Genomic DNA, 13351 nt, shown 5'->3' with positions numbered 1-13351 from the left:
TCAGTGGGAGTGGGTCACCGGCGATCGTGGCGGTGTGGTTCGCATGGTGGTACCTCCGGCCCACCTTTCGCGACAGGGCGCTCGCCAGAAATGGCGAGCGCCCTTCGTCGTTCCCGGCGGCAGAAGTAGCAACTGATGGGGCTGACTGAGCAGCCAAGCCGAGCGAGCGTGACCCGGCTGTCCCGGCTGCGGTTGCCGGCGGACGATGAACCGCCCCGCGGGTACTCGACGCCGCATAATACCGGCGGTAATATGTGCCGCATGATAGCGGCAGATCAGCCGGACGATTCGGCCGACCGGCAGGCCCAGCTGCTGCGCGGCTGCCTGGACATGTGCCTGCTCGCGCTGCTCGCCGCCGAGCCGGCGCACGGCTATGAGCTGGTCCGCCGGCTCGACACCGCCGGATTCGGAGCGGTCAGTTACGGCACCGTCTATCCGTTGGTCACCCGACTGCACCGCCTGGGGCTCGTCGACAACGCGCAGCAGGCCAGTCCCAGTGGCCCGCCCCGCAGGGTCTATCGGCTCACCGACGCCGGCCATGATCGATTAAACGCCTGGCGCGAACAGTGGGCCCACTTCGCCGGCGTGGTGAACCAGACCCTCGCCGTCCGTCCACCAAGTTCAGGAGACGACCATGAGCACGTCGACGTCGGACGTTGACACCCTCCTCGCCGCCGTGGACCGGGAGTGGCGCGCTCTCGGCATCCACCGTCGCGACCGGACAGCCCTGGCTTCCGACCTGCGGACCGAGCTCGACGCGGCAGCCGCCGACGGGCTCGATCCCGCCGAGCTTCTCGGCTCCGACCCCGGTGGCGTCTTCTACGGCGGCGTCGCGGCGGTGGTCGTCGGCGGTGCGGTCCTTGCCGTGCGCGTCGTCCTCCGCGATGCGCCCCGCGTCCGACACACCGTCGCGCGGATGGCCTTGCTGCTGCCGCCCGCTCTCGCCGCCGGGATCGCCGCGGCGGTCGCACTCGGCTGGGCGCTCAACTTCCCGCTCACCCCACTGGCGATCGGGGCCGAGGCGGCGCTCGTGCTCGCTGCCTTCCTCGCGGCAACCGCGCTGGCCCGCCGCTGGTCGGTGACCGCGTCCGGCTGAGCAGCCGGGGGACCGTCACGGTCCATCATGGACGGAACGTGGTCGGAGCGGCCGGCGGGGCGGGAACCGGTCAGGCGGCCGCCCGGCCGGCGAGCACCAACGCCCAGCACAGCGCGCCGAACGCGGCCGTGCCCGCCAGTGCGCGGACCACGTTCCAGGTGACCCAGGTGGCCTCGAACCGCTGTCGCGCGACGTCGGGGTCGGAGGTGCCGGCCGCGGCCAGCGCGTCGTTCAACGGCACGTTCACCGCCACCGTGACGACGAACATCGCCAGGTACAACGCGAGCCCGGCGATGATCCACGGCAGCGCCGGGCGGCCCGCGCCGCGCCAGGCCAGCACCGCCGAGAGCACGGCGAGCACCGGCGTACCCAGGAAGGCCGGCAGGAACCAGCCGTTGACGATGGTGACGTTGATCCGTTGCATCGCGTCCACGAAGGTGCGGTCGTCCGCGCCGCGCAGCGCCGGCATCACGGCGTACGCGAAGGCGGCGAAGAGGCCCGCCATCAGCCCGGCCCCGACGGTGGCCCCGATCAGCGTCAGTTGGTGAAGGAGTCGCATGTGCCCATCAAACCGTCATCCGGCCAGACGTGAGCCCGGGACAGCACGTCAACGAGTACTGCGGGTCTTCGGCAGGTCGAACTGGTCGGCGCGGCGGCAGTCCTTCGGGCCGCCGACCGCCGCCGGGCCCACCCGGTCCAGTGCCGCGCGGGCCCGCTGGCGGCCCAGGTTCCAGGCGTACCAGGGGTCGGATTCGGCGAGCTCGTCGGCGATCCAGCTCAGCGTGCAGCGGCGTACCGGATCGGGGAGCTTGCTGAGCGCGGGTGTGGCGTCGGCGGACAGCGCCCGCAGGTACCAGGCGTCGATCTTGCCGGTCTGCTCGTACCGCAGCGTGTTGCGGCGGGCGACGTAGTCCTCCGGGTTGAGCACCGCCAGGCCGAGCAGCATCGCCACCGCCAGCGCCAGCGTGGTGCCGGGAATCCACCGGCCCTGCCACCGGATGCCGGCCACGAGGACCATCAGGAAGACCGCGCCGAGCAGCATCTCGAACGCCATCACGAAGATCCGCTCTCCGGTGAAGCTGTAGACCTTCTGATAGGTCCACATCCGGGACAGCGCGGACGCCACGATCACCACGCTGAGCGCGCTGAGCAGCCCGAGCAGCACCCGCAGCACCAGCCGCTCGATCGGCTTGTCCCGCCGGGCCCACCGGCTCACCCCGCCGAGCACCGCCACCGTGAGCAGCGTGACGAAGAGCAACTGCCAGAAGCCGCTGCGGGCGTACTCGGCGTAGCTGAGGCCGGCGACCCGCTGCACGTGCTTCTGACCGCCGAACAGCACGGTGAACTGCACCACCACGAACCCGGCGAACAGCAGCGTGAGCGCCCCGATGGCCGGGGCCCACTCCAGCAGGCCGAACCGGCGGTCACCGGCGCGGTCCAGCGTGGACAGATCCGGTGGCGCGGCAAGCGTGTAGAGCGCGGCCACCGCGATCAGCCCGCCCACCACGGCCAGGAACAGCCCGCCGAAGACGCTGCCGAAGTCGGTTTCCGGTACGAGCGCGCCGAGCGCCTCGGAGAACGCCGCGTCGGCCGAGGCGAGCAGGCTGCCGAAGACCACGAGTACCACCACGGTGGCGACAAGCGAGACGGTCACCTTGCGGACCGTCGCCTGCCGGGGCGAGGAGGTGACGTGCCGGCGGACCCAGGGCTGGCCGCGGAGCGCCGCGAACGGGGTGGCGACCAGGCCGAACAGGATCGAGCGGATCAGCCGCCCACCGACGATCGCGAGGGTGGCGCAGCCCAGCGCGCCGAGCACGCAGAACGTCACCAGCCACCAGGCGTTGCGGAACGCGGGCACGGCCAGCAGCGCCAGCGCGGCCACCGCCCAGCCGGTGCGGATCAGCCGGTCGGCGCGCGGCAGACCCGCCGTGCTGGCCCGGACCGCCAGCAGTATTGCGAGGGTGAGCGTGAGCCCGCCCAGGAACCAGCCGATGCCGACCCGGCCCAACGGCACGAAGACCGCGCTGCCGAGCGCGCCCGCCAGCACGGCCAGCGGCACGGCGCGACCGCCGGCCGACGTCGGGCCGGGCCACGGTACGCCGAGGAAGGACGTGCGGGGCGGCGGCGGCCCGGCCGGTCGTGCCGGTCCTATCGTGTAAGGGCCCCACGGGCGGGCGGCCGGGTGGGTCGGCGGTGGTCCCCACCCGGCGGGCGGCGGCGGCCCGACCGGCATGCCGGGAGCACCGGGCGGCCGGCCGCCGGCTTCCGGTGCGCCCTGCGGCGTCCCGGCCGGGGCGTTCTGCGGTGTGCCCTGCCGCGTCTCGGCGGACGCGGGCGCGGCGGATTCCGCAGGCCCGGCCTCCCCGCTGCCGACGGTGGCGCCGGCCGGCTCGGATGCCGTGGCCTCCGGCGCGGTGCGGTCGGTTGACTCACCGACCGTGGTCCTGTCCGACGTGGAGGTGCCGGCCACGGCGTCCACGGGCGCGGCGACCGACGGCGCCACCACCGGCTTCCCGCCGGCCGGGGCGGGCGCGCCGCCACGGGTGGAGCCTTCCACCGCAGGCGGGGGCGCCTGGACGGGCACGCCGGCCGCCCCGGACTGGCCGGCTGCCTCGACGCCTCCGCCAGCGCGGCCAGCCGGGACCAGCGGCACGAACAGGGCGTACCCCTGGGTGCCGGGCGGCACGGTGACCGGGATCGCCCAGGCGGGCTGCCCCGGCGCGCCGGGCCACGGCACCGGCGTCGGCGCGCCCTCCCCGGTGGGCAGCATCAGCACGTACGGCTGGACGGCGGGCGCCTCGCCGGTGCCCGGACCGTCCGGCGGGTCGACGCGGGGCGGCTTCGAGGGCGGTACCGAATCGGACAAGGCGCACTCCTTGCTGCAGGCTGGCCGTCACTGTAGGGCCGAGTCGAGGCGTGCCGCCGCCCCGGTTGTCCGTTCGGCCGCCCGGGCTGACCGATCGGCGCGGATCGCCTGTTCCGAGCCTGCGGGCGTACCGGTGTGCCGACGGCTGGGCGCGTGGTCGCGTCCACAGTCGGCGCCCGGACGGCGGCCGCTCAGCCGAGCAGGCGACCGATCTCGGCCAACTCCTCGTCGCCGAGGTCGAGGTTACCCAGCGCGGCGACGTTGCCCTCCAGCTGCGCCACGCTGCTCGCGCCGATGATCAGGCTGGTCATCCGCGGGTCCCGCAACGCCCAGGCCAGCGCGAGCTGAGCCAGGCTCTGACCCCGCCGCTCCGCCACCCCGGCGAGCGCTCGCACGGTGGTCATCGTCGTCTCGTCGAGGTCGCTCTCGTCGAGGAACACACTGGTGCGTACCCGGGAGTCGGCCGGCACACCGCCCAGGTAACGGTCGGTGAGCAGCCCCTGGGCCAGCGGGCTGTACGCGACGCAGCCCGCGCCGACCCGGTCGAGGGTGTCCAGCAGGCCGTCGTCCTCGGTCCAAGGGTTGAGCATCGAGTACGACGGCTGGTTGACCAGCAACGGCGTGCCGAGGTCGCGCAGGATCCCGGCGGCCCGTTCGGTCTGCGCCGAGTCGTAGTTGGAGATGCCGACGTAGAGCGCCCGGCCGGAGCGCACGATCGCGTCCAGCGCACCCATCGTCTCCTCCAGCGGGGTGTCCGGGTCAAACCGGTGCGAGTAGAAGATGTCGACGTAGTCGAGCCCCAGCCGGCGCAGCGACCGGTCCAGCGACGAGATCAGGTACTTGCGGGAGCCCCACTCCCCGTACGGGCCGGGCCACATCAGATAGCCGGCCTTGCTGGAGATCACCAGCTCGTCCCGGTACGGCTTGAGGTCGGTGGCGAGCAACCGGCCGAAGGTCTCCTCCGCCGACCCCGGTGGCGGACCGTAGTTGTTGGCCAGGTCGAAATGGGTGATGCCGAGGTCGAAGGCCCGGCGGACGATGTCGCGCTGCCGCTCGAAGGGCCGGTCCGGGCCGAAGTTGTGCCACAGGCCGAGGGAGACGACGGGCAGCCGCAGCCCGCTCCGGCCGCTGCGGCGGTAGCTCATCGACCGGTAGCGGTCGTCACTGGCGAGGTAGGTCACCAGCTCATTCTCTCGTCGCCGGAGTGCGTGCGCACCGGCGCGGGTACGTTCGGCCCCATGCGTTACGTGCGGCTCGACACCCCCAAGCCCATTTCCAAGATCGGCCTCGGCACCTGGCAGTTCGGCTCCCGCGAGTGGGGCTACGGCCCCGAGTACGAGAGCCGGGCGGCCGACATCGTGCGCCGGGCGCTCGACCTCGGGGTCACCCTGTTCGACACCGCGGAGCTGTACGGCTTCGGCCGCAGCGAGCGCATCCTCGGCGCGGCGCTCGGCGACGACCGGGCGAAGGTCGTGGTGGCCAGCAAGATCTTCCCGCTGCTGCCGGTCGCCCCGGTGGTGCAGCAGCGCGCGGTGGCCTCCGCCGCCCGGCTCGGCGTCGACACCATCGACCTCTACCAGGTGCACCAGGCCAACCCGGTGGTCGCCGACACCACCACCATGCGCGGCATGCGCATCCTCCAGGACGTCGGGCTGGTCGGTGAGGTCGGTGTCAGCAACTACGACCTGCGCCGGTGGCGGTTCGCCGAGGCCGCGCTGGGCCGCCGGGTGCTGAGCAACCAGGTCCGCTACAGCATGATCGACCGCGGTCCCGAGGACGACCTGATCCCGTACGCGGAGCAGGCCGGCCGGGTCGTCATCGCGTACAGCCCGCTGGCGCAGGGGTTCCTCTCCGGCCGCTACGACGCCACCAACCCGCCGGCCGGGGCGGTCCGCCGGGCCAACCCGTACTTTCTGCCGGAGAACCTGGAACGCGGCACCGAGCTGATCGCCACGCTGCGCGAGGTCGCCGACGCGCACGACGCGACGCCGAGCCAGATCGCGTTGGCGTACGTGCTGCGGCACCCCAACGTGGTGGCCATCCCCGGCGCGTCCGGGGTGGAGCAGATGGAACGCAACGCCGCCGCCGCCGAGATCGACCTGACCGACGACGAGTACGCCGCCCTGGTGGCCGCCGCGCGGGCGTTCCGCCCGGTCACCGGCCTGGCCGCGATGCCCCGGATGCTCCGCGCCCGACTCGGGAGGTGAACCGGGAATCTCCCCGGCGTGGGGGAGCCGGGGAGATTCGACGGGCGGGACAATGACCGGGTGACGGTCCGGGCTGCGCTCGCGCCGCTGGCGCGCGCCAGCACCTGGCGACGCGCCGTGTTCCTGCTGCTCGGCGGGGTGCTCGCGTTGCCGTACGCCCTGCTGGCGGTGGCGTTCGCGCAACTGCTGTCCCATTCGGGGGTGCCCCGCCTGCCCGGCGTCGGGCTGCTGCTGGTGGGCGTCGCGCTGGCCGTGGTGCCGGTGTTCCTGTCCGGCAGTCGGGCGCTGGAGATCGCCGCCGCCCGGGCGCTGCTCGCCGTCGACCTGCCGGAGCCCACGCCCGGACACCGGATCGACCGGGAGGCCCGGCTGCGCGCCGCGCTCTGGATCGCCCTGCACCTGGGCACCGGCGCGGCGGTGTGGTTCGCCGCGGTCAGCGCGTTCCCGATGGCGCTGGTCTTCGCCGCCGGACTTGTCGGGGTGGACACCGGCGCCGTGGCGGACGGGCGCGTCGGTCCGTTCGACCCGGCGCACCCGGTCCGGGCCGGCCTGGCCGGGCTCGTCGTGCTCGTCGCGCTCGGCTACGCGGTCGCCGGCCTGGGCACGCTCGCCGCCTCGATGGCCCCGGTGCTGCTCGGCCCGGCCCAGGCCGAACGCATCGCCGCGCTGGAGGCCCGCGCGGTGCGGCTGGCCGAACGCAACCGGCTGGCCCGGGAGCTGCACGACTCGGTCGGTCACGCGCTCACCGTGGCGACGCTCCAGGCCGGCGCGGCCCGGGAACTGCTCGACACCGACCCGGAGTTCAGCCGACGCGCGCTGCGGGCCATCGAGGAGACCAGCCGACGCGCCATGGACGACCTGGACCACGTGCTCGGGCTGCTGCGGGAGAGCGACGCCGGGCGGCCGACCGCCCCGCAGCCCACACTCGCCGGGCTGGACGAGCTGGTCGCCACCGCCCGGGCCGCCGGGCTGGTCATCGACGCCCAGGTCGGTGGGGCACTGGACGCGCTGCCCGCCGTGGTGTCCCGCGAGGGCTACCGGATCGTCCAGGAGGGGCTGACCAACGCGACCCGGCACGGCCGTGGGCCGGTCACGCTGCGGGTCGCCGTACCGCCGCAAGGGTTGGAGATCGAGCTGGTCAACACCGTGCGGGGCGGTGGCCCGGCCGGTGGCGGGCGCGGACTGGACGGCATGCGGGAACGGGTGCTGCTGCTCGGCGGGCGCCTCGACGCCGGCCCGCAGGGGGACCGCTGGCGGGTCCGGGCCACGGTGCCCGCGCCGCGAGGGGAGACCGGGTGAGCATCGACGTGCTGGTCGTCGACGACGACGAACTGATCCGGGTCGGCCTGCGGGCCATCGTGGACGCCCAGCCGGACCTGCGCGTCGTCGGCGAGGCGACGGACGGGGCGCAGGTGCCGCCGCTCGTCGCGAAGCTGCGGCCACATGTCGTGCTGATGGACGTGCGGATGCCGGCCGTCGACGGCATCCAGGCCACCCGGCGGCTGCTCGCCGCCTCCGCCGACCCGCCGCGCATCCTGGTGATCACCACGTTCGCCAACGACGAGTACGTCTACGAGGCGCTCCGCGCCGGGGCGAGCGGCTTCCTGCTGAAACGGGCCCGGCCGAGCGAGGTGGTGGAGGCGATCCGGGTGGTGTCGGCAGGCGAGTCGCTGCTGTTCCCGGCCGCCATCCGGCAGCTCGTGGGCGCGTACGGGCGGCACGGCGGGGACCGGCTGCGCGCCGCCCGGCTGACCGAACGCGAGGCGGAGGTGCTGCGGTTGATGGCCGCCGGCCTGTCCAACCCGGAGATCGCGGCCCGGCTGGTCGTCGGCGTCGAGACGGTCAAGACGCACGTCGGGAACGTGCTGGCCAAGCTCGGGGTGCGGGACCGCACCCAGGCGGTGGTCGCCGCCTACGAGTCGGGCTTCGTCGTCCCGGCCGGCTGACCCGTCCCTCCCGTGGGGGAGCGGGTCCACCCCCGGGCGGGAGGGCACGCGCGGCCCACCGGGCGAGGCTGAGGACATGCCGACGAACACCTCCGCACCTGCCCGGCGGGACCGCATCCGGCCCGAACCGACGGCCACGCTCGCCGCCGCCTGGCTTGGCGGCTGGGGTGTGCTCGCCCTGCTGTCCGCGCGCACCGGCGCCGGTTACCCGTTCGGCGCGAACGCCCCGGACGCCGACGGCGCCACCGGTCTGCTCCGGCTGCTGCCGGCCTCGGCCGGTCCGTCGGTGTTCGCCGCGGTGCTGCTGACCGGCGCGCTCGCCGCCCTGGCCATGACCGGCCCGGCCGGGTGGCCACCCCGGTCGCTGCGCGCCCCGATCACCGCCTACGCGGCTACGGTTGCCCTGACCCTGGCGGTGGCGGTGCCCGGGATGCGGGTGCTGGCCCTGCTCGGATACGCGCCGATGCTCATCCTCGGTGCGCCGTTCGGCTGGCCGCCGGTGGACTACGCGCAGGTCTTCACCTGGCCGCTGTTCGCCCGGCTGGTCGCCCTGGCCGGCGGGATGCTGCTGGCCGCCGCGCTGCTGCGCTGGCGTCGTCGGACCGCCCTCGGGCCTGCCCCGGGCTGGACCTCGCCCCGCTCGGCGGCCAGGTGGGGCCGGTGGGCGGCGTGGACGGCGGCCGCCATCCCGGTCCTCTACGCGCTCACCCGGTTCGCCTGGCTGGCCGGCATCCCGCTGGGCATGCCGGAGGAGGCGCTCGCCGAGATGCGGGCCGACGGCGCGATCTGGGTGGGCGCCGGGCTGGGACTGTTCGCCGTGGCCGGCGCGGTGCTCACCCTCGGGCTGGTGGCCCGGTGGGGTGAGCGGTTCCCGCGCTGGCTGCCCGGGCTGGCGGGCCGGCGGGTGCCGGTGCTCCTCGCGGTGATCCCGGCCGGGCTTGTCGCGCTGGCCGTGCTGGCCGCCGGCCTCGACGTGCTGGCCGCGCCGCAGTTCGCCGACATGGTCCGTGCCGGCGACGCGGGCGTGCTGCCGATGGTGCTGTGGCCGGTGTGGGCGGTTGCGCTCGCCGCCGCCACGTACGCGTACCAGCTCCGCCGCCGCCCCTGAGACGCCCCCGGGGGTCGACCCGGCACGGGGCGGGGCCGACCCCCGGGCGGTGCGGGATTTCTGAGCTAGCGTGGGTCGGGTGACCGCTCCCCACCAGGCTCCCGCGACCCCGCCCGCCGAGCTGCCCACCACGCTCGGGGCGCTGCGCGCGACCGGCCATCAGTACCGCACGGTCAAGCAGGAACTGCGCGACAACGTGCTCGCCCGGATGCGCACCGGCGAGGACCGCTTCCCGGGCATCGTGGGCTACCAGGACACGGTGCTGCCCGAGGTCGAGCGGGCGCTGCTCGCCGGCCATGACATGGTGCTGCTCGGCGAACGCGGGCAGGGCAAGACCCGGCTGATCCGTTCGCTCGGCGCGCTGCTCGACGAGTGGACCCCGGTCATTCCCGGTTCGGTGCTCAACGAGCACCCGATGCGCCCGCTCACCCCGGCTTCCCGCGCGCTCGTCGAATCGGCCGGCGACGACCTGCCGATCGGCTGGCTGCACCGGTCGATGCGCTACGGCGAGAAGCTCGCCACGCCGGACACCAGCGTCGGTGACCTGATCGGCGACGTCGACCCGGTGCGGCTCGCCCAGGGCCGCACCCTCGGCGACCCGGAAACCATCCACTTCGGGCTGGTGCCGCGCACCAACCGGGGCGTGTTCGCCGTCAACGAGCTGCCCGACCTGGCCGAGCGGATCCAGGTGGCGCTGCTCAACGTGCTTGAGGAACGCGACATCCAGGTCCGCGGCTACCAGCTGCGGCTGCCGCTGGACCTGCTGTTGGTGGCCAGCGCCAACCCGGAGGACTACACCAACCGGGGCCGCATCATCACCCCGCTCAAGGACCGCTTCGGCGCGGAGATCCGCACCCACTACCCGCTGGAGCTGGAACTGGAGTTGGCGCTGGTCGGGCAGGAGGCCGATCTGGTCGCCACCGTCCCGGAGCACGTGCTGGAGGTGCTCGCCCGGTTCGCCCGGGCGGTGCGGGAGTCACCATCGGTGGACCCGCGCTCCGGTGTCTCCGCCCGGTTCGCCATCGCCGCCGCGGAGACCGTCGCCGCCGCCGCGCTGCGCCGCTCCGGCCTGCTCGCCGGTGCCGGGAGCGCACGTGCCGGGCACGCCACGCCCGGCGGCGTCGACCGGGCCCACCCCGTCCCGGACGTGCCCGTCGCGCGCATCGGGGACACCGTGTCGGTGACGTCGACGCTGCGCGGGAAGGTCGAGTTCGAAAGCGGTGAGGAGGGACGCGAGACCGAGGTGCTCGCGCACCTGCTGCGTACCGCCACCGCCGAGACGTTCCGCGCCCGGCTGGCCGGGGTCGACCTGTCCGGCTTCACCGCGCTGGTCGCCGAGGGCGGTGTCATCGAGACCGGGGAACTGGTCTCCGCGGTGGAACTGCTGCGCCAGGTCGGCACCGTACCGGGGTTGGCCAAGGCGCTCGACCGGCTCGGCCTCGGCGACGCGCCCAGCCCGGAGGAGGCCGCCGCCGGCATCGAGTTCGTGCTCGAAGGGCTGCACCTGACCCGCCGCCTGGGCAAGGACGTCACCGACAGCGGGCGCACCGTGTACGGCGACCGGGACTGACCATGGCCGGCAACCGCTTCCGGTACGGCCAGTGGCGTGGCGGACCCGACCCGCTCGCCCCGCCGTACGACGTGCGCGCCGCGGTCGACGCGGTCGGGGCGGAGGTCCTGGCCGGCGGCAGCCTGCGCGAGTCGCTGCGCGAACTGCTGCGCCGCGGTCCACAGGGGCGCGGCGGCCTGGACGACCTGGCCGCCCGGGCCCGCCGGCTGCGCCGGGAGGCGTTGCGCCGGGGCGACCTGGACGGCGCGGTCACCCGGGCGCGGGCGCTGCTCGACCAGGCGCTCGCCGCCGAACGCGACGAGTTGCGCGGGCGCGACGGCGACGACGCCCGGTTCGCCGAGACCGTGCTGGACAACCTGCCCCGCTCCACCGCCCGGGCGGTGGCCGACCTGCAGGGGTACGACTGGGCCAGCGCCGAGGCGCGGCAGACCTACCAGCGGATCCTCGACGGGCTGCGCGGCGACGTGCTGGAGCAGCGTTTCGCCGGGCTGCGCGACGCGGCGCGGGCCGCCGCCGACCCGGCCACCCAACGGCAGCTCGCCGAGATGATGCGCGACCTCAACGAACTGCTGGCCCGGCACGCCCGCTCGGAGGACACCACCGACGCGTTCGCCGAGTTCATGCGCCGGCACGGCGAGTTCTTCCCGGAGCAACCCCGCGACGTCGACGAGCTGGTCGACGTGCTGGCCCGGCGGGCGGCGGCCGGTGAACGGCTGATGCGGTCGCTGTCGGACCGCCAGCGCGAGGAACTGGCCGGCCTCATGCGGCAGTCCCTCGGCGACCGGCTCACCGGTGAGCTGTCCCAGCTCGACACGCACCTGCGGTCGCTGCGGCCGGACCTGAACTGGCAGCGCGGCGAACGGGTCCGCGGCGACGAGCCGCTGGGCTACGGCGAGGCCACCGGCGCGCTTGACGAGATCGCCGAACTCGACGACCTGCTCGACGCCCTCGACCAGGACCAGCCCGGCGCCACCCTGGACGACGTCGACGTCGAGGCGGTCACCCGGACGCTCGGCCGGGAGGCCGCCGACGACGTACGCCGGTTGCGGGAGCTGGAGCGGGAACTGCGCCGGCAGGGCTGGGTGACCCGGGACGCGGACGGGTTGACGCTCAGCCCGAAGGCGCTGCGGCGGCTCGCCGGCACCGCCCTGCGACGCGTCTTCGGCGCGCTGACTGCCGGGCCGCGCGGCCAGCACGACCTGCGCTCGGCCGGTGCCGCCGGTGAGGTCAGCGGCGCGTCCCGGCCCTGGGAGTACGGCGACGAGCAGCCCTTGGACGTGGTGCGCACGCTCACCCGCGCGGTGGGCCGGGCCGGGCCCACGGTGCCGGTGCCGCTCGCCGTCGAGGACTTCGAGGTGGTGGAGACCGAACGGCGGGCGTCGGCGGCGGTGGCGCTCTGCGTCGATCTGTCGTACTCGATGATCTCGCAGGGCCGCTGGGGGCCGATGAAGCAGACCGCGTTGGCCCTGTCGCACCTGATGGCCACGCGGTTCCCGCAGGACGCGTTGCAGATCGTGGGTTTCGGGCGGGAGGCGATGCCGCTGACCCAGCAGGAGTTGGCGGCGGTGGAACCCGACATGCAGCAGGGCACCAACCTCCAGCACGCGCTGCGGCTGGCCGGCCGGCACCTGCGCCGCCACCCCGGCGCGGAGCCGGTGGTGCTGGTCGTCACCGACGGCGAACCCACCGCGCACCTGGACCCGGACGACGGTGCGGCGTACTTCCACTGGCCGCCGCTGCCCGAGACGATCGCGGCGACGATCCGGGAGGTGGACCGGCTGACCCGGTACGGCGCGACGCTCAACCTGTTCATGCTCGGCGACGACCCGGGGCTGCGCCGGTTCGTGGACGCGGTGGCCCGACGGTCGAGGGGGCGGATGTTCACCCCCGACCTGGACGACCTCGGCGAGTACGTGGTCTCCGACTACCTGCGGGCCCGGCGCGGTCGCCGCTGACCCGGCCCGCCGGCTCCGGGAGCCGCCACCGGCGGACCCGTCCGGGTGAACCGGGCGGGGTAGCCGGGGTGCGGGCAGCGGCGGCGGGGGTTGGATGCGGGCATGGACGAGGTGGACGCCCCGGCGCTACGCCGGGCGTACGACGAGTTGTTCGCCGAGATCGACGCGGGTGGCTTCGGGCCGCCGGCGGAGGGTGACCTGAGCGCGGAGCAGGTCGTCGCGCACCTGGCCGCCAACGACGAGTTGATGAGTGAGACGACCGAGGCGGTCCTGGCCGGTTCGCCGTTCGCGTACTACGACCTGGACACCATCCACCGTCCGCAACTGGACGCGCTGGTGTCCGAGTGCGGCGGGTTGGACGGGCTGGCCGCCCTGTTCCGGGTCACCAGCCGGCGGCTGTGTGCGCTGGCCGACCAGCTCGGACCGGCGGTGGAGACGCCTGTGGAGACGGTGCTGCGGGAGGGCTTCGACCTGGACGTGGACGACGCGCTGCCCTGGGGTCGGACCCTGGACCTGCACGTCCGTGTCCATCTGCCGATGCATCTGGCCCAGCTCCGCGCGCTGCGCCGCCAACCGCACCTCGCCTGACCGTCGGGTCGGTGG

The 13351-nt window shown here is 74.5% G+C and carries 12 protein-coding genes; 9 read left to right on the top strand and 3 right to left on the bottom strand.

Annotated features, from left to right (window positions below):
- The first annotated feature begins 261 nt into the window (after positions 1–261).
- On the top strand, positions 262–660 hold the full coding sequence (locus ACLQ2X_RS12905; protein WP_425681239.1) for a PadR family transcriptional regulator: 399 nt from the start codon (positions 262–264) through the stop codon (positions 658–660).
- Complete coding sequence (locus ACLQ2X_RS12900; RefSeq protein WP_425681238.1) at positions 635–1096, top strand: hypothetical protein; 462 nt, start codon at positions 635–637, stop codon at positions 1094–1096. The genes ACLQ2X_RS12905 and ACLQ2X_RS12900 overlap by 26 nt, the downstream gene beginning before the upstream one ends.
- Positions 1097–1166: 70 nt before the next feature.
- Here the strand turns inward: ACLQ2X_RS12900 and ACLQ2X_RS12895 are convergent, their stop codons facing one another.
- The 3 genes from ACLQ2X_RS12895 to mgrA all read right to left on the bottom strand — a co-directional run bounded on the left by ACLQ2X_RS12895 (position 1167) and on the right by mgrA (position 5143).
- Complete coding sequence (locus ACLQ2X_RS12895) at positions 1167–1655, bottom strand: DUF1772 domain-containing protein (RefSeq protein ID WP_425681237.1); 489 nt, start codon at positions 1653–1655, stop codon at positions 1167–1169.
- 48 nt (positions 1656–1703) lie between these two features.
- Positions 1704–3962, bottom strand: a complete 2259-nt coding sequence (locus ACLQ2X_RS12890; RefSeq protein WP_425681236.1) for a DUF4153 domain-containing protein — start codon at positions 3960–3962, stop codon at positions 1704–1706.
- A gap of 191 nt (positions 3963–4153) precedes the next feature.
- Complete coding sequence (gene mgrA, locus ACLQ2X_RS12885; protein WP_425681235.1) at positions 4154–5143, bottom strand: L-glyceraldehyde 3-phosphate reductase; 990 nt, start codon at positions 5141–5143, stop codon at positions 4154–4156.
- A 57-nt stretch (positions 5144–5200) separates the two neighbouring features.
- Here mgrA and ACLQ2X_RS12880 point away from each other — a divergent pair, with 57 nt between their 5' ends.
- The 7 genes from ACLQ2X_RS12880 (at position 5201) to ACLQ2X_RS12850 (ending at position 13336) form a co-directional block, all read left to right on the top strand.
- On the top strand, positions 5201–6169 hold the full coding sequence (locus tag ACLQ2X_RS12880; RefSeq protein WP_425681234.1) for an aldo/keto reductase: 969 nt from the start codon (positions 5201–5203) through the stop codon (positions 6167–6169).
- A 60-nt stretch (positions 6170–6229) separates the two neighbouring features.
- Positions 6230–7468, top strand: coding sequence for a histidine kinase (locus ACLQ2X_RS12875; RefSeq protein ID WP_425681233.1), 1239 nt, complete (start codon positions 6230–6232; stop codon positions 7466–7468).
- A complete protein-coding gene (locus ACLQ2X_RS12870) occupies positions 7465–8115 on the top strand; it encodes a response regulator (protein WP_425681232.1) in 651 nt (216 codons plus the stop codon). The genes ACLQ2X_RS12875 and ACLQ2X_RS12870 overlap by 4 nt, the downstream gene beginning before the upstream one ends.
- Before the next feature lie 76 nt (positions 8116–8191).
- Complete coding sequence (locus ACLQ2X_RS12865; protein ID WP_425681231.1) at positions 8192–9223, top strand: hypothetical protein; 1032 nt, start codon at positions 8192–8194, stop codon at positions 9221–9223.
- A 70-nt stretch (positions 9224–9293) separates the two neighbouring features.
- Positions 9294–10793 carry a magnesium chelatase gene (locus tag ACLQ2X_RS12860; protein ID WP_425681230.1) on the top strand — a complete coding sequence of 500 codons (1500 nt, stop codon included), beginning with the start codon at positions 9294–9296 and terminating at the stop codon, positions 10791–10793.
- A gap of 2 nt (positions 10794–10795) precedes the next feature.
- A complete protein-coding gene (locus ACLQ2X_RS12855) occupies positions 10796–12748 on the top strand; it encodes a vWA domain-containing protein (RefSeq protein ID WP_425681229.1) in 1953 nt (650 codons plus the stop codon).
- Between the two features lie 102 nt (positions 12749–12850).
- Complete coding sequence (locus ACLQ2X_RS12850) at positions 12851–13336, top strand: hypothetical protein (protein WP_425681228.1); 486 nt, start codon at positions 12851–12853, stop codon at positions 13334–13336.
- The last annotated feature ends 15 nt before the right edge of the window (positions 13337–13351 follow it).

Source organism: Micromonospora sp. DT31, from assembly GCF_049841795.1.
Classification (GTDB): Bacteria; Actinomycetota; Actinomycetes; order Mycobacteriales; family Micromonosporaceae; genus Micromonospora.
Note: the sequence above shows the minus strand (reverse complement) of the source record. Positions and strands in the feature narration are given on the sequence as shown.